The sequence below is a fragment of the Kitasatospora sp. NPDC048286 genome (assembly GCF_043201735.1).
Classification (GTDB): Bacteria; Actinomycetota; Actinomycetes; order Streptomycetales; family Streptomycetaceae; genus Kitasatospora.
Genome location: NZ_JBICZE010000015.1, coordinates 83,085 through 98,945 on the forward strand (window position 1 = coordinate 83,085; position 15,861 = coordinate 98,945).

The 15,861-nt window shown below is 75.0% G+C and carries 16 protein-coding genes; 7 read left to right on the forward strand and 9 right to left on the reverse strand.

The annotated features are described in order from the left end of the window. The first annotated feature begins 5 nt into the window (after positions 1-5). The 5 genes from pstC to ACGF13_RS31245 all read left to right on the forward strand — a co-directional run bounded on the left by pstC (position 6) and on the right by ACGF13_RS31245 (position 6,054). Positions 6-1,061, forward strand: a complete 1,056-nt coding sequence (pstC, locus tag ACGF13_RS31225; protein ID WP_392881576.1) for a phosphate ABC transporter permease subunit PstC — start codon at positions 6-8, stop codon at positions 1,059-1,061. 64 nt (positions 1,062-1,125) lie between these two features. Next, positions 1,126-2,361 (forward strand): phosphate ABC transporter permease PstA, encoded by a 1,236-nt coding sequence (gene pstA / locus ACGF13_RS31230; RefSeq protein ID WP_392881578.1) that lies wholly within the window; start codon positions 1,126-1,128, stop codon positions 2,359-2,361. A 35-nt stretch (positions 2,362-2,396) separates the two neighbouring features. Then, complete coding sequence (locus tag ACGF13_RS31235; protein ID WP_392881581.1) at positions 2,397-4,208, forward strand: phosphate ABC transporter substrate-binding protein PstS; 1,812 nt, start codon at positions 2,397-2,399, stop codon at positions 4,206-4,208. After that, on the forward strand, positions 4,205-5,116 hold the full coding sequence (locus tag ACGF13_RS31240; protein ID WP_392881583.1) for a sortase: 912 nt from the start codon (positions 4,205-4,207) through the stop codon (positions 5,114-5,116). The genes ACGF13_RS31235 and ACGF13_RS31240 overlap by 4 nt, the downstream gene beginning before the upstream one ends. A 23-nt stretch (positions 5,117-5,139) precedes the next feature. Next, positions 5,140-6,054: a phosphate ABC transporter ATP-binding protein gene (locus ACGF13_RS31245; RefSeq protein WP_392881585.1), complete on the forward strand. Its 915-nt coding sequence runs from the start codon at positions 5,140-5,142 to the stop codon at positions 6,052-6,054. 50 nt (positions 6,055-6,104) lie between these two features. Here the strand turns inward: ACGF13_RS31245 and ACGF13_RS31250 are convergent, their stop codons facing one another. After that, complete coding sequence (locus ACGF13_RS31250) at positions 6,105-6,947, reverse strand: HAD family hydrolase (protein ID WP_392881587.1); 843 nt, start codon at positions 6,945-6,947, stop codon at positions 6,105-6,107. 161 nt (positions 6,948-7,108) lie between these two features. Here ACGF13_RS31250 and ACGF13_RS31255 point away from each other — a divergent pair, with 161 nt between their 5' ends. Further along, positions 7,109-7,297 carry a hypothetical protein gene (locus ACGF13_RS31255; protein WP_392881589.1) on the forward strand — a complete coding sequence of 63 codons (189 nt, stop codon included), beginning with the start codon at positions 7,109-7,111 and terminating at the stop codon, positions 7,295-7,297. Positions 7,298-7,381: 84 nt separating this feature from the next. On the opposite strand, the gene ACGF13_RS31260 is transcribed toward ACGF13_RS31255, so the two are convergent. After that, positions 7,382-7,651: a response regulator transcription factor gene (locus tag ACGF13_RS31260; protein WP_392881592.1), complete on the reverse strand. Its 270-nt coding sequence runs from the start codon at positions 7,649-7,651 to the stop codon at positions 7,382-7,384. A 58-nt stretch (positions 7,652-7,709) separates the two neighbouring features. Continuing rightward, positions 7,710-7,922: a hypothetical protein gene (locus ACGF13_RS31265; RefSeq protein WP_392881594.1), complete on the reverse strand. Its 213-nt coding sequence runs from the start codon at positions 7,920-7,922 to the stop codon at positions 7,710-7,712. Positions 7,923-8,305: 383 nt separating this feature from the next. Between ACGF13_RS31265 and ACGF13_RS31270 the strand changes: the two genes are divergently transcribed. After that, on the forward strand, positions 8,306-9,334 hold the full coding sequence (locus tag ACGF13_RS31270) for a LuxR C-terminal-related transcriptional regulator (RefSeq protein ID WP_392881597.1): 1,029 nt from the start codon (positions 8,306-8,308) through the stop codon (positions 9,332-9,334). A 48-nt stretch (positions 9,335-9,382) separates the two neighbouring features. Here the strand turns inward: ACGF13_RS31270 and ACGF13_RS31275 are convergent, their stop codons facing one another. From ACGF13_RS31275 to ACGF13_RS31300, 6 genes are read right to left on the reverse strand one after another with little or no spacing between them, the layout of a single operon-like run. Further along, a complete protein-coding gene (locus ACGF13_RS31275; RefSeq protein ID WP_392881600.1) occupies positions 9,383-10,483 on the reverse strand; it encodes a GNAT family N-acetyltransferase in 1,101 nt (366 codons plus the stop codon). 41 nt (positions 10,484-10,524) lie between these two features. Then, the gene (locus ACGF13_RS31280) at positions 10,525-11,685 is read right to left on the reverse strand and encodes an insulinase family protein (protein WP_392881602.1); all 1,161 of its coding nucleotides are present in this window, start codon (positions 11,683-11,685) and stop codon (positions 10,525-10,527) included. Next, positions 11,682-12,896 (reverse strand): insulinase family protein, encoded by a 1,215-nt coding sequence (locus ACGF13_RS31285; RefSeq protein WP_392881604.1) that lies wholly within the window; start codon positions 12,894-12,896, stop codon positions 11,682-11,684. Before ACGF13_RS31285 ends, ACGF13_RS31280 begins: the two co-directional genes overlap by 4 nt. Next, complete coding sequence (locus ACGF13_RS31290) at positions 12,893-14,158, reverse strand: MFS transporter (protein WP_392881606.1); 1,266 nt, start codon at positions 14,156-14,158, stop codon at positions 12,893-12,895. The genes ACGF13_RS31285 and ACGF13_RS31290 overlap by 4 nt, the downstream gene beginning before the upstream one ends. After that, positions 14,151-14,879, reverse strand: a complete 729-nt coding sequence (locus ACGF13_RS31295; protein ID WP_392881608.1) for a hypothetical protein — start codon at positions 14,877-14,879, stop codon at positions 14,151-14,153. Before ACGF13_RS31295 ends, ACGF13_RS31290 begins: the two co-directional genes overlap by 8 nt. A gap of 42 nt (positions 14,880-14,921) precedes the next feature. Next, the gene (locus ACGF13_RS31300; RefSeq protein ID WP_392881610.1) at positions 14,922-15,674 is read right to left on the reverse strand and encodes a hypothetical protein; all 753 of its coding nucleotides are present in this window, start codon (positions 15,672-15,674) and stop codon (positions 14,922-14,924) included. Positions 15,675-15,861 lie beyond the last annotated feature (187 nt).

Here is a 15,861-nt window from a genome sequence, read left to right on the forward strand (position 1 = left end):
ACACCATGACATCCGCCGCCGAGCCCGCGGCACCGTACGCCGGGGCATCACGCCAACCCGACCACGGGCCCGACCACGGGCCCGACCACGGGCCCGACCAGGACGTGCCGCGCACCATCACCGCCCCCGCGACTCCGGGCGACCGGGTCTTCCGCGGCGCGCTGCGGCTGGCCGGCCTCTCGGTCTTCGCGATCATGGGACTGATCGCCTTCTTCCTGATCCTGCGGGGCACCGACGCGCTGCGCGCCGTCGGCTGGTCCTTCCTGACCGAGCAGAAGTGGCAGACCGCCGCCCACAACTTCGGCATCGGCGCCGTCCTGCCCAACGGCCTGCTGATCGCGCTGATCGCGCTGGTCATCGCCGTCCCGGTGGCGCTCGGCACCGCGATCTTCATCGCCGAGTACGCGCCGGTGCGGCTGCGGGCCGCCCTGGTCTCGCTGATCGACCTGATGGCGGCGATCCCCAGCATCGTCTACGGCCTGTGGGGCCTGTTCTTCCTCCAGCCGCGGATCCTCGGCTTCGTCCGCTGGCTGGCCAACCACCTGGGGGAGTACATCCCCTTCCTCAAGGTGCGCACCGGGGACATCGGCACCTCGTACACCTCGTCGACCTTCATCGCGGGGGTGGTGGTCGCGCTGATGATCATTCCGATCATCACCTCGCTCAGCCGGGAGGTCTTCTCCCAGGCCCCGCAGGGCGAGCGGGAGGGCGCGTACGCGCTCGGCTCGACTCGCTGGGGCATGGTCCGCACGGTCGTCCTGCCGTTCGGCAAGGGCGGCGTGATCGGCGCGGTGATGCTGGGCTTCGGCCGGGCGATGGGCGAGACCATCGCCGTCGCGCTGATCATCTCGCCGAACTTCAAGGCCATCACCCACATCCTGGAGAACGGCGCCAACTCGATCTCCGCGCTGATCGCGCTGCGCTTCGGCGAGTCGGACGCGCTGTCGCTCTCCGCGCTGATGGCCGCCGGTCTGGTGCTGTTCGCGCTCACCCTGCTGGTCAACGTGCTGGCCGGGTTCGTCATCAACCGCTCGCGCTCCGGCGCCGCGACGGCGGACTGAGCATGACGAACCGCCAGTCCGCCCGTGGGGCGCGCCGCCACCCGAACAGTGAAGGGACCATCCGATGACCACGCTCGACCTGCCGCCGGTCGCGGCGTCCGGGCCCGTCGGCGAACCGGTGCCCGCCGGGCCCGCCGCGGCCCCGCAGCCGGAGAAGAAGCTCCGGATCGGCGGCGTCACCCGCGACGACGTCCTCACCGTGGCGGGCGCGGCCGTCGGCTCGCTCGCGCTGAACTGGGTGCTGTACGAGCGGGTGCTGCCGTTCAGCGGCGTCTTCGGCTTCCTGATCTGCTGGTACCTGCTCTTCCTGGCCGGCTACTACCTGCTCGGCCGGCTCCAGTGGCACCCGATGATGGTGCGGGACCGGCTGATCTCCGTGGTCGCCTGGAGCTCCGGGCTGCTGGTGGTGGCGCTGATCGCCGAGCAGATCGGCTACGTCGCCACCCGCGGCTGGCAGGCGGCCCAGCACCTCAACTTCTTCACCCAGTCGATGGACCACACCGGCCCGCTCGATCAGCTGACCTCGGGCGGCGCGCTGAACGCCGTCGTCGGCTCGCTCGAACAGCTGGGCCTGGCCACGCTGTTCGCCGTCCCGCTGGGCATCGCGGCGGCCGTCTTCATGTCCGAGGTCGGCGGCCGGATGGCCCGCCCGGTGCGCACCCTGGTCGAGGCGATGACGGCCCTGCCGTCCATCGTGGCCGGCCTGTTCATCCTCGGCGTCGTGATCCTCACCTTCGGCTTCGAGAAGAGCGGCTTCGCGGCCTCGCTCGCGCTCACCGTGATGATGATGCCGATCGTCACCCGGGCCGCGGAGGTGGTGATCCGGCTGGTGCCGGGCACCCTGCGCGAGGCCTCCTACGCGCTCGGCGGCAGCCAGTGGCGCACGGTGTGGAACGTGGTGCTGCCCACCGCCCGGCCCGGCCTGGTGACGGCGGTGGTGCTCGGCATGGCGCGCGGCGTCGGCGAGACCTCGCCGGTCCTGTTGACCTCCGGCTTCACCTCGCAGTTCAACGGCAACCCGTTCGCCGAGCACCAGGTGTCGCTGCCGCTGTACATCTGGAACTACGTCAAGCAGCCCTACGACGGGATGATCGCGCGCGGCTTCGCGGGCGGCCTGACGCTGATGGCCGTCGTGCTGGTCCTCTTCGTCACCGCGCGCGTGCTCGGCGGCCGCCGTCCCGGACAGCTGACCCGCGCCCAGAAGCGCCTGATCAGCCGGGAGGCCCGCCGCCAGGAAGCGGCCGCCCTCGGCGGCATCGCCCGTCCGTACGCCCTCCACTCCGAGGCGAAGCATCGATGACAAGGCCAACCACCCTCCGTACCAGAGGAGTTCACATGTCCAGGGGCCTCAGTCGCTCCGTGGCCCGGCTGCTGGCGGGGACGATGTCCCTGATGCTCGCGGCAGCCTCCCCCCTGCTGGGGCAGACCCCGGCGTTCGCGGCCTCCGTCTCGCTGAGCGCGGACGGCTCCAGCTGGGCCGGTCCTGCCATCGACCAGTGGCGGCAGGACGTTTCTCCGCAGGGCATCCAGATCAACTTCAACCCGGTCGGTTCTGCCGCCGGCCGCACCCAGTGGTCGGTCGGGCAGGACGACTTCACCGCCTCGGACGTGCCGTTCCGCTCCGCGCAGGACACCGGCGTGGGGCAGGGCGGCAAGTCGTCCGGCACCGGGAGCGCGGAGAACCCGGTCTACGGCTACTCCTACGTGCCGATCACCGCGGGCGGCACCACCTTCATGTACAACCTGGTGGTCGGCGGCAAGCAGGTCCGCGACCTGCGGCTGTCCCCGCAGACCATCGTGGACATCTTCACCAGCAAGATCACCAACTGGAACGACCCGAAGATCACCGCCGACTACGGCAAGGCGCTGCCCAGCCTGCCGATCACCCCGGTGGTCCGCTCCGACGGCTCCGGCGCCACCGCGCAGTTCACCCGCTGGATGGAGCACACCCACAAGGACCAGTGGGACGCCTACTGCGCCTCCGTCAACGGGGTGAGCTGCGGTGACTACACCGAGTTCTTCCCGCCCTCCGGCCGGATGACCGCGCAGAACGGCTCCGACGTGGTGGCCGGCTACATCAAGTCCCCGACCAACGTCGGCACCATCGGCTACGACGAGTACGCCTTCGCCAAGCGCAGCAACTGGCCGGTCGTGAAGGTGCTCAACCAGGCCGGCTACTACGCGCTGCCGACCGCCTCCAACGTCGCCGTCGCGCTCACCGCCGCCAAGATCCGCGGAGTGGACGACGGCACCCCGCCGAACGACCCGAACTACCTGCAGCAGAACCTCGACGGCGTCTACACCATGGACGACCCGCGGGCCTACCCGATCTCCAGCTACAGCTACCTGATCGTGCCGCGGGCCGGGGCCGCCAGCCCGCCGCCGCCGCGCTTCAACAACGACAAGGGCTCCGCGCTCAGCCGCTTCCTGTCGTACGTGCTGTGCGAGGGCCAGGGCAAGGCGGACGACCTCGGCTACTCGCCGATCCCGCGCGGACTCGTCAAGGGCGGTCTGCTGCAGACCAAGAACATCCCCGGCAACGCCAGCCCGGTCGACCCGAACACCCTCGCCAACTGCGCCAACCCGACCTTCAACTCGGCCGGCGAGCTGACCGTCCTCAAGAACGCCCCGATGCCCAGCCCGTGCGACAAGGCGGGCACCCCGATCGACTGCACCGTGCAGAACGGTCAGCCGGTCAAGACCGGTTCGGGCTCGGGCGGTTCCGGCGGCGCGGCCGGCGGCTCCGGTGGTGCGGCGGGCGGTTCCGGCGGCACCGGCGGGACCGGTGGTGCCGGTGGCGGTGCGGGCGGCGCCGGGACCGGTGGTGCCGGGGACCCGAACGCGGCCGGCGGCGCCGGCGACCCGAACGCCGCAGGCGGCGCGGCCGGCGGTGACCCGAACGCGCCCGGCGCCGGCGACGGCACCGGGGACGTGATCGACCCGCAGACCGGCCAGGTGGTCGCCCGCGGCCGCGGCGGCGGCGCCGCCACCGAGGTGGCGGCCAACGTGGTCGAGGTCAGCGGCAAGCCCGAGGACTGGATGCTGTCCTCGCTCACCGCGCTCGAACTGCTCGCCGTGGTGCTCGTCCCGCCGCTGCTCGGCCGCCGGCTGCTGCGCCGCCGCAACGGTTCGGGCGGCACCTCGTGACGGCCCCGGTGCTGGAGAAGCCGGTGGCGCCGAGCGCCCCCGCGCAGCCGGCCGCCCCCGTCGAGCCCGCCGCCCCGGCCCGGCCCGCCGCCTCCCCCGGGCGGCGGCGGTTCCTCCAGGGCGCCTGGGCGGTCAGCCTGGCGGCCGCGCTGGTGCTCGGCTTCGTCGGGTACCTGTTCACGCTGTCGCACATCCAGCAGCGGCACTACCAGTCCACCGCGTACAAGACCTTCCGCGACCAGCTGGCCCGGGCGGTCGCCCCGACCGGCGCGGCCGCCGACGGCGACCCGGTGGCGCTGCTGGACATCCCGGCGATCGGCCTGCACCAGGCCGTGGTGGTCGAGGGCACCACCGGCCGGGACCTGATGCGCGGCCCCGGCCACCGCCGGGACACCGCGCTGCCCGGCCAGCGCGGGGCCGCCGTGGTCTTCGGCCGCGGCGCCACCTTCGGCGCGCCGTTCGCCGAGCTGTCCAAGCTGCGGGTCGGCGACAAGATCGAAGCCACCACCGGCCAGGGCAAGTTCACCTACACCGTCAACGCGTACGGCGACGGCGACCACCCGATCGTCGACCAGGCCCGCAACCGGCTGGTGCTGGTCACCGGCGACTCCGACTGGATCCCCGGCTCCACCGTGCTGATCGGCGCCCGGCTGGACGGCGACCCGGAGCAGAACCCCGGCCGCCGGCCCGCGACCGTCCCGTACGACAAGGCGCTGGCCGCGGACAAGGGCGCGCTGGCCACGCTCCAGCTGTGGTCGCTCGGCCTGCTCGGCGCGGTGGCCGGCGCCCTGGTGCTGGCCCGGTACTGGCGGCGCTCGGCCGCGTACCTGAGCTTCGCGCCGGTGGTCGGCGCGCTGCTCTGGGCGGTCTACGAGAACGCCGCCGCCCTGCTGCCCAACCTCTACTGACGCGCGCCCGGAGGACCGTTCCGATGACCGACGCACCACTGACCGACACCCAGGCGACCGACCCGGTCGCCGACACGATCACCCTCCCCCCGGTCGCCCCCGTCCCGTACGCCGGCCGGGAACACGCCGGCGCCCACCCCGGCGCCCACGCCGACGGCGAGCCGCTCGCCGGACTGGAGACCAGGGACGTCTCCGCCTGGTTCGGCAGCCGCAAGGTGCTGGAGCGGGTCTCGCTGGCGATGCCGGCCGGCGAGGTCACCGCGCTGATCGGCCCGTCCGGCTGCGGCAAGTCCACCTACCTGCGGATCCTCAACCGGATGCACGAGATGGTGCGCGGCGCCGCCCTCTCCGGCGAGGTGCTGCTGGAGGGCGACGACGTCTACCGCCCCGGCCGCCGGCCCGCCGAGGTGCGGCGCCGGATCGGCATGGTGTTCCAGCGGCCCAACCCGTTCCCGGCGATGTCCATCCAGGACAACGTCTCCAGCGGGCTCAAGCTGGCCGGGATCAAGGTGTCCAAGGAGGAGCGCCAGCACCTGGTGGAGACCAGCCTGCGCCGGGCCGGGCTCTGGGACGAGGTGTCCACCCGGCTGCACACCCCGGGCGGGGCGCTCTCCGGCGGCCAGCAGCAACGCCTGTGCATCGCACGGTCGTTGGCCGTCTCGCCGGACATCCTGCTGATGGACGAGCCGTGCTCCGCGCTCGACCCGACCTCCACCCGACGGGTCGAGGAGACCATCGCGGAGCTGCGCGGGCGGCTCACCATCGTGATCGTCACCCACAACATGCAGCAGGCCCAGCGCGTCTCGCAGACCTGCGCGTTCTTCCTGGCCACCCACGACACCCCGGGGCGGATCGTCGAGGCCGGGCCGACCGGGCAGATCTTCGGCAGCCCGGCCGACCAGCGGACCTCGGACTACGTCAACGGCCGCTTCGGCTAGGCCGGTTCGGCCGGGGAGCTTCGGCTGGGACGGTTCGGCCGGGGCGCTTCCTACAGGCCGAGGAGCTGCTCCAGCACCGCCGCGACACCGTCCTGCTCGTTGCTCACGGTGTGCAGCGGCACCGCCGCCAGCACCTGCGGGTGCGCGTTGGCGACGGCGTACGCGGTGCCGGCCCAGGCCAGCATCTCCAGGTCGTTCGGCATGTCGCCGAAGGCCACCACCTCGCTCCGGTCGATCCCGCGCCCGGCGCACCAGCGGGCCAGCGTGCTGGCCTTGGTGACGCCGGGCGCGCTGATCTCCAGCAGCGGGATCGCCGCGGAGCGGGTGATCTCGGCCAGGTGCCCGGCCGCGTCCCGGGCCTCGGCGAGGAACTTGTCCGGCTCGAGGTCCGGGTGCTTGGCCAGCAGCTTGAACAGGCCCCGGACCGGCCCGCCGGCCCCCAGCAGCTCCTCCGCCGTCCCGACCTCGACCTCCAGCTGGTCGCCCCACATCGGCACCGCGTACCCGGCCTCGCGGGCCCAGCCGCCCGGGTACTCGAAGGCGAACGCGGTGCCCGGCAGCTTGGCCCGCAGCGCCTCGACCACCGCCAGGGTGGTCTCCACCGGCAGCGGGAAGGTCTCCAGCAGCTCGCCGCGCCGCACGTCCACCACCGCGCCGCCGTTCGAGCAGATCGCCACCCCGTGGCCGCCGATGTGCGGGCTCACCTGCTGCATCCAGCGCGGCGGCCGCCCGGTCACGAACACCACCTGCACCCCGGCCGCCTCGGCCGCCGCCAGGGCCGCGGCGGTGCGGTCGGTGACGGTGCCACCGGAGCAGAGCAGGGTGCCGTCCAGGTCGGTGGCGATGAGGCGGGGTGCGGTACGGGGTGCGGTCACCGGTCCATCTTCGCCCATCGGCGCGGACGGGTCACCGGCCCGTGCCCGCGGCCGCCGCCCGCCCCGACCGTGATCAAGCCCTTCATGCGCCGTTTCCGGCCGATCCGCCCGCCCCCCGGGTGCCCGTCCGGCCACGGCGGGCATGACTGCCCACGGCCACCCCGTCGGCAGGAAGAGCCATGCCCACACGCCAGCTCCGCGACCAGCCGCCCCCGACCGCCCGCCCCGACGCCCACGACCCGCGGGCCTCCGACGCCTCGCGCGACCCGGTCCTGCTCGGCGACGTCCTCTTCCACACCCTCGCCGAACTCGCCCGCCGCACCTCGGCCCCGTCCCTCCCCGCCCAGCGCACCCGCCCGCACCCGTAGCGCCGGCACCCGCCGCGGCCCGCTGCCGTTCGGTCCGGTTCGGTCCGGTTCGGTCCGGTGCGGCGCCCGTGACCGGGACGGCGCTCAGGCCCGGGGCCTGAGCGGCGCGGAGAGGCGGGGCCCGACCGCGGCCGGCTCCGGCCGGTAGCCCAGCTGCGCGGCGAGCACGGCCAGCTGGGTGCGGTTGGCCGTCCCGGTCTTCGTCCGCAGGTGCCGCAGGTACGTGTCGACGGTGTGCTCGCTTATGCCCAGTCGGCGGGCGATGCCCCGATAGGTCTCCCCTCCCGACAGGAGGACCAGCACCTGCTGCTCCCGGGGGGTGAAGGCGTGCGGCGAGTCGGTGACGTGGGCCATTGCGGTCTCCTGGGGTCGGATCGGGCGGACGCGCGCGAACGGTCGGAGCCTGGCCGGGTCAGCCGCCCCAGGAGGTGTCCTCGCACCAGGGGCACTCGGGGTCGGTCGAGCCCTGCTGGACCTCGTGGGCGTGGCTCTCGACGGCGGTCGCCCGGGCGGTGGAGGAGACCGTGCCCTGGCCCGGCGTCGCCGCGGCGGCCGGGGCGGCCGCGCAGAGGACGAGCAGTCCGGCGGCCACTGCGAGTCGGACGGGCAGGGGCGATCGCGCCATGGTGGTTCTCCTGTTCTCTCCCGGACCTGTCGGCCGGGGCCGCCGGTTGCGGACGAGCACCAGACTGCCCCGTCCCCGGCACCGTGCGAGGACGAACGCCCCGTCAGGAAACCACCTGGCAGCAAGACGCCAGGCCGCATAAGGGACTCTTCGTGACAAGAGGAGGCGCCGCCGGATGCGGTCCGTTCGCGAGGAGCCCGTGCCGGGCGGGACGGCGGCCCGCTGACGGTGGTTCGCCCCGGATCCACCGCGGGCATCCGGGCCCTGACCAGCGGCGGCCCGCCCGGCGCGCCTACGTGCCGCGCGCCCCCTGGTGTCTAGGCTGATCGGGTGAACCGTACGGCTCTCCGAAGGGCCCGGCAGACCGGTGGGGGGCAAGGCCATTGGGACCGAACGACACCCTGGACGACGTCCAGGAACTGCAGGACTCCGACATAGCCGTCTACGGCTGGGTGCTGGAGCACGGGGCCGCCGACACGGCCGCGATCGCCGCGGCCGCCGGGATCAGCCGGGAGAGCGCCGCCGCCGCCATCGCCCGCCTGCTGCGGGTCCGACTGCTCCAGGGCAGTCCGGACGGGCCGTCCGGGATCTCCGCGGTGGCACCCGGGACGGCCTCGGCCCGGCTCACCGCGCCCATGGAGGCGCAGATCCGCGAGCGTCAGCGGCAACTGGTCGACATCCAGCGGGAGTTGAACCGGTTCGCGCCGTCCTATGACCGGCACTGCTCGCGTTCCGGGGCGGTGGAGGTCCTGGCGAACGTCCAGCTCGTGCGCGACGCCCTCAACCAGGCGTCGGAGCACTGCCGCACGGAGGTCCTGACCAGCCAGCCGGGCGGGGGCTCCCGGGCCTCCGAGGCGATGGAGGAGGCGCTGGTCCGTGACCGGGCGATGCTGGAACGCGGCATCCGGCTCCGCACCCTCTACCACCACACCGCCCGCTTCAACGGTCCCAGCCAGGCGTACGTCGCCGCGGCCGCCGCGCTGGGCGGGGAGTACCGCACGGCGCACGAGCTGTTCGGCCGCCTGATCGTCTTCGACCGCGAGATGGCCTTCATCCCGGCCCAGGACGGAAGTTGGGGGGCGGTCGTGATCCGTGAGCCGTCCATCGTGGCCTATCTGTGCGAGATCTTCGAGCAGACCTGGGAGCGGGCCACGCCGTTCACCACGGCCGTCGGCCGACAGCTGGAATGGGTCTCCCGGGAGATCGACGAGACGATCGTCCGGCTGCTCGCCGCCGGCCTGAAGGACGAAGCGGTGGCCCGCCGTCTGGGCATGTCGCTGCGGACCGCCCGCCGTCACATCGCCGACATCATGGAGGATCTGGGCGCCGAGAGCCGGTTCCAGGCCGGGTTCCGCGCCGCCGCCCGGGGGCTGCCGGACGGGGCGCCGACCGAGCTGGCCACCGCTCCCTGAGGCCCCCGGCGTGGTCCGGGGAACGGGTGACCGCCGCACGAGGGGGCCTCAGGCCAGGAGCGCGGTGCGCGGTACGACCGGTCGCGGGGCGTCGGCACCGGGCGGCGGGAGCGCACCCGTGTCCGGCCGGGCGGCGAGGAGTACCTGACGGCGGAACCCGGCCCGGGTGAGGACGCCCTGCAGCCGGGTGTGGTGGGGTGCCTCGTCGGCGGCCAGCAGCTCGATGCCGACGCCGAACGCCCAGCGCGCCAGCAGCCCGACGCCCCGCGCCGCGAGCTCCGGAGCCGTCTCACCCCGGGCGAGGACGGCCCGCAGTTCGGCGCGGCCGGCCCCGGGATCCTGGTACTCCAGCGTCAGTTCGGCCGCCACCTCGCCCGTTGCGCCCACCACGAGCACCTCCGCGCACTCGCCGGCCAGCCAACGGGCCGGCGCGTGGGCGCAGTGCCGGGCGAGGTCGTCCCGGTCCGGCGGCGTGTCCGGACCTCCGGCGTGGCCCCGCAGCGCGGCGAGGGCGGCGGTATCGTCCGGGCCGACCGGGCGCAGGGTGACCACCGCGTCGGTCAGCCCGCCCTCCGGAAGGTCCGGCAGCAGCCGCGGGGTGCGGGTGTCGCCGTCGGCCGGCAGCCGGGACCAGAGACCGGCGTCGTGCCGCTCGGTGCCGACACCCGGTAGGACGCCGCGGAGTTCCCCCTCCCGCCGGAAGCCGGCGGCCAGCGCCACCCGCTGGCTGCGGACGTTCTCCCCCCTGATGAACATCTCGGCCCGCTGCAGGCCGTGCGCGAAGCACAGGTCGGTCAGCGCCCGGGTGAGCGCCGTCGCCACGCCGCGGCCGCGGGCGGTCGGGGCGACCCAGAAGCCCAGTTCGGCGCTGGAGCGGCGGCGGGTGACGTGGACGACGGCACCGGCCAGCAGGGCGTCGTCGGCCGGGTCGGCGACGGCGTAACCGAGCCGGTCGGGGTTCTGCCGGGCCCGCTCCGCCGACGCGCCGACCCAGGAGCGCATCGTCCCGGTGGTGATGACGCCCGGGGTGCCGGACATGAAGCGCAGGGTCTCGGGGTCGTTGCCGTTGGCCACCAGGGCCGGTACGTCCGAGTCCCGGTAGGGGCGCAGTCGCAGCCCGCGGGCGTCGAAGGCGCTGGGGAACTCCATGGGTTGCTCCGATACGGCTGGGGACGAGGTGTCCGATGAGGTCAGGGGAGTGGGTGGCGGGCCAGGCACTCGGGGGTTCCGCCGGTGACCCGCCACAGCGCGATCCGCCGCGGGCCGCACGGACGCCCCGGGAGGGCGTACCGGTCGGCCGCGTCGCCGACCCGGCCGAGGGGCGTGGCCAGCTGCCAGTGCCGGGCGGCCGCGCGGGCGTCGCGCAGCCGCCCGGTGAGCGCCGCCAGGGGCGCCCGCCAGTCGCCCGCGACCAGCTGTGCCAGGCGTCGTTCGAGCGGGACGGCGATGTCCTCGGCGCGCCAGACGACCATGTCGACGCGCTCGGACCGGCCTTCGACGACGGTGCGGCCGATCGGCCGCGGGCCGTCCTCGGCCGGGTGGCCCACGATCGGCCCCCGGGGGTCCAGGAGGGCGTCGAGGGTGAGTGACGGGGTGTCGCGCGGGCGCAGCAGCGTGACGGCCACCAGGCCGTCGAGACCGTGGAGCGGGAGGTGCCCGCCGGGCTCCGCCGGGCGGCGCGGCACGGTGGTGTCGCCGCCGGATCCCCGGGGAGGCGCGCAGGTCGGTCGGTGGCGGTCGAGGGCCGCCCGTACGCCGTCGGCGGCGCCGGGCGGACCGGCCAGGAAGAGCCGGGCGCCGGCGCCCGGGTACCCCCGCTCGACCACACCGCGCACGTCGGCCGGAGTGATCCGGCCGACGGACCGTGTGGTGGTGCGGCCGACGGCGTCCAGACCCGGTTCGTCGGCCGCCGCGGCGGCGAGCGCCGGCCCGAGCCGCAGCATGGGCCGGTGGTCCATGCGGCGGGTCTCCAGGAGCACGGCGTTCCGTTCGCCCTCGAAGACGTCCGGGGCGGTGCGGGGCCCGCGCCCGGACGCGATGTCGAGGAGGCGGCGCACCAGCCGTCCCGCGTCGTCCGGGTCGCCGGTGCCCCGGAACGTGGTCCGGTCGACGCCGGTCACGGCGTCCAGGGGGACGCCCCCGGCTCCGGCGGCCGGGTCGGCCAGCACCTGGAGGTGTTCGGCCAGGTGGGCGGTGCCCTCGCGGCCCGCCGGGTCGTCGCGGGAGCCGCAGCCCACCACGAGGGCGGCGCCGACCGAGTGGGCCCACGGCAGGGCCTCCCACTCGACGTGGAGCCCGCCGGAGCCGAGGACGGTGCCCCGTGCCGCGGGGACCGCTTCCGTGTCGTTCACCGGATCTCCTCGTACGCTGCGGCGAGTTGCCGTCGGTGTCGCTCGTCGAAGGGGCCGACCGCCGCGACCGCAGGGGGGAGCGGGGCGAAGGACGGCCCGGGCAGGACGTCGAGGTCCGCCACCGCCGCCAGCCGCTCGCCGGTGCCGGATCGACCGAGCACGTGCCGGCGGAGTTCGTCGGCGGGACCGAACGGGCCGTCGGATTCGGCGAGCAGCCCGGCCCGGTACCTCCACCGCGCCGAGGCCGTCTCCTCGGGACCGACGCCTTCCGACAGCCGGCGCAGGGCCGCCACCAGCACGCGCACCGCCGCCGCGGCGTGCTGTGGTGCCACCGTGGCGGTGGCGTCGATCGAGGCGCGGCCGTGCTGCCGCGAGCAGGCGGCGGTGAACCCGTAGGCCAGGTGGTTGCGGTGGCGCAGCTCGTGGTGGAGCCGGCCGTCCGTGCCGTTGCCCAGCACCTCCACCAGGAGTTCGAGGACCCCGGGCGGCGGGTCCTGCACGGGGAGGCGGACGGCGACCCGCGCGTCGCTGTCGGCCCGCACGTCGGTGTCGAGTCCGCCGTGCCACGAGGGTGCGTCGTCGTCGGCGCGGCGTGCCACTCCCCGCACTGCCCCTTGCGGCGTCCCGTGCGGCGCCCCGCCGTCGCGGTCCGGCGCCGTGGTGGCGTCGTGCACCCGCGCCCGGTCCACCAGCAGGTCGACCGACCGGGCCAGCTCGGCGGGCGTCACCTCGGCCACGGTGTCCCGGGTGGTGATCCGGTCGTGCGGGAGGGCTCCCCAGGAGGCCCGTTCCAGCTGACGCCTGACCAGGACCAGCAGGGGCGCACCGTGCCCCTCGGCCGCCGCCACCACGCGCGCCCGGAGTCGCGCGAGGAGCTCTTCCCCCGCGGCTCCGGCGGGCAGCCGGGTGCGCCGCAGGTCGTCGACGACCGAGGCCAGAGCGGCGGGCCGGTGCGACCAGTACGCGAACGACGAGCTGTGGTCGTCCAGGTGGTGCCGGGTGCGCCAGCCCTCGACGGCGGCGCGCGCCGCGGCGCCGCCGCACCGCGGTTCGTTCAGCACGGCGGCGAGCAGCGCGGCCAGGCCCGCCCGGCCCGGCGGGTCGTCGAGGTGCCCGGCCGGGAGGTCCACCAGGACCGAGCCGCCGGGGCGGGGGACGGCCGGGTCACCGGCGCGGACGACGGTGGCCGTGCCCGGCGGGACGGCGGTCACCGGGCGCCTCCCCCGGTCGGCGCCGGCACCGGCGCGGCCGTGGCCGCCGGCCGGTGCGGGCGGTCGGCCCGCAGCGCCCGCCACGCCCACGGGGTCGCGGCCGCGGTCGCCAGGACACCGCCGCAGGCCACCACCGCCGGCACCGGTACCCACTGGGTCAGCAGCGCCGCGGCGCCGAGGCCGGCGAGCTGCCACACCGCCTTCCAGGCGCGGCGGACGGCGGTGACCCGCCCCCGGAACCGCTGGTCCGGACGCTGCTGGCAGTGCATGGTCGGCCCGATCACGATCAGGTACGCGTGCACGCCCAGGAGCAGTCCGGCGAGCACCACGCGCCAGGTGTCGCCGCCGGCCGCGAGCCAGGCCACCGCGAGGGCCACCGGCGCGGTGCCGAGCACCGCGACCGTGAACAGGGACGCGGCCGGCACGTCGCGGCGGACCCGGGCGAGGATCAGGGTCACCGAGAGGCTGCCCAGACCGGCGCCGAGCCCGAACAGCCCGGGGGCGTGTTCGAGCGCGGACGCGCCGAAGTGCATCAGGACCAGCTCGCTCGCCGCCCCGAAGCACAGGTTCCAGGGCGCCTCGGCGGCAACGGTCGACCGGAGCACCGGGTCGGTGCGGACCGCGGTCAGGCCCTGCCACAGCTGCGTGCGGACCCGGCCGTGCGCGGGTGCGTCGGCGTGGGCGGCGCCGGGTGTCCTCGGCAGCATGCACCCGGCCGCCACCAGGTAGGACAGCGCGTTGATCCACACGACCACGGTGATCGAGGAGTGCGCCAGCAGTGCGGTGCCGAGCAGCGGTCCGACGGTCACGGCCGCTCCGGCCGACGCGTTGAGCAGGGAGTTCGCGGCGAGCAGACGACCGCTGGGCACCACGTCGGGGAGCATGCTCATGAACGCGGGGACGCTCAGCGCCGAGAGCACCTGGAGCACGGCGAGGTGCGGGTAGACCCAGCCCAGCCGGTGCGGGTCGACGCTCAGGGCCAGCGAAGCCGCCACCGCGAAGGCGGCGAGGTCGACGGCGATCACCAGGCGGCGGCGGTCGAACCGGTCGGCGAGCACGCCCGCGAAGGGCGCGCAGACGATCTGGGGCACGAAGTTCATCCCGAGGGCGAGCAGCCCGGCGACGGTGGACCCGGAGACCTGCCGGATCCACAGCGGGAGCGCCAGGTACTGGACGTAGCCGCCCAGCAGCGACAGCGACCGCCCGGACCAGATCAGCAGGAAGGCGCCGCCCAGCCGCGCGGGGCGGGCGGCACTACCCACCGGCCCGGCCGTTCCGCTCGGCCTCCCAGGCGCGCTGGGACTTGCTGGTGCGGTCCCGGGGCACGCCGAGCCGTACGTCCAGCCGGCGGGCCAGCCGGTCCAGGCCGGCCAGCACGGCCGGGAGCGAGGAGTTGACCTCGACCTCGACGCAGTCGTAGCTGCGGCGCTCGGCGCGGGGGGTCGCCGGGTCGCCGAACTCGACGTGGTCCAGGCTGCAGCAGACCTCCGTGCCGTCGGCGGTGCGCCCGTGCCACTTGTACCTCCGCTGGACGGCGACACCGGCCGGCCGCAGGGCCCCGGCGACCAGGCCGAGCCCCCTCGCGTGGACGACGGGCAGCAGCGAGCCGTCCTGGATGCGGGAGCCGACCTCCCGGTGCGGTACGCGCTGGCGTACTTCGAGGCCGTCGCGCCAGCCCCGGCGGTGGATCGTCTGCTTGAGGACGACGACACAGGTCCCGGACGGGGCACCGCTGTTGACGACGATGCTCAGGGAGTGGCCGGCGCGGGCGAGGCTGCCGGAGGCGTCGTCGAGGTACAGCGCCGACTGCAGGTGGTCCTGCGGCTCGGCGGCCGCGTCGACGAGCTCGGCGAACACCGCCGCCTCGACGAAGGCCGCCGGATCCGCCGTGGCGGCCGGCGGGAGCTGCCACTTGCACTCGTGCTCCACGCCGATGTGGATGTCGTCGTCGCGCAGGGGCGTGGCCGCCGATGCCGTCTCCATCGGTTGACTCACCTTTCAACAGGTCGGGGTGACCGTCGGCTTTCAACAGGTCGGGGTGACCGTCGGTTGCGGCATGGTGAACACGTCGACGTCGACGGGACTGGTCAGCTCCAGGGCGCTTGTCGCGGCCCGGCGGATCTCCGCAGCGCACGCGCGCGGCGGCCGGAAGTGTCCGGACTTCAGGTTGGCGGTGACGAAGACGCGTTCCGGCGACCCCACCACCACCAGTTCGCCGGCGGCCCTGACCCTGAGCCGGTCGGGGACGAGCATGGGGTGCACGACGCGGGGCCCCTCGGCGGGTCGGCCCGGCGCCCAGCCGAACATCACGTCCGCGAGCCGGTGGGGCTGTGGCCACACCCACAGGTCACCCTCGTCGTCGACCGCGTAGAGGTAGCAGGCCCCGGCGGTGAGCAGCGCGAGCGCCTGGTCGCGGTCCCGGAGCCGAACGGCCCGCCGGCCCAGGTCCCGCAGGGCGCGCCGGTACCGCAGCTCGAAGAAGCCACGGTCGAACTCGATCACCGTCGGGTCCACGGACACCGTCCGGTGGTACACCTGCGCCGGCTCGACGGCCCCGGCCGTGTCGTACCGGCTCTGGATGTCGGGGACCAGTTCGTCGATCCGGTCTCGCGCGGGAGCACAGCCGGGATCCCCGGCGAGCAGCGTCCGCATCGAGATCAGTTCCTCGTACAGCAGGAAGGTGACGGCCTGTGAGTCGGGCCCGTAACGGGCCGCCGCGGCCGCACGCACGCGGGCGAAGCGCTCCACCACCGGGTGGGGGTCCGAGCGGACCGGCATCGATCGCACCTCTCTTCGTCGCCTGTCGTCCGGCGCCGGCCGCGGTCGTCCCGGCCGGAGCCCGGGTGGTGGGGGGGGCCCGGGCCCCCCCCCCCCCCCCCCCCGCCCGCGCGGGGGGGGGGGGCGGGGGGGGCGGGGGTAAACAGCGGCGGCGGGCCCCACAACGGGGGGGCGTGCCGCCCCCACG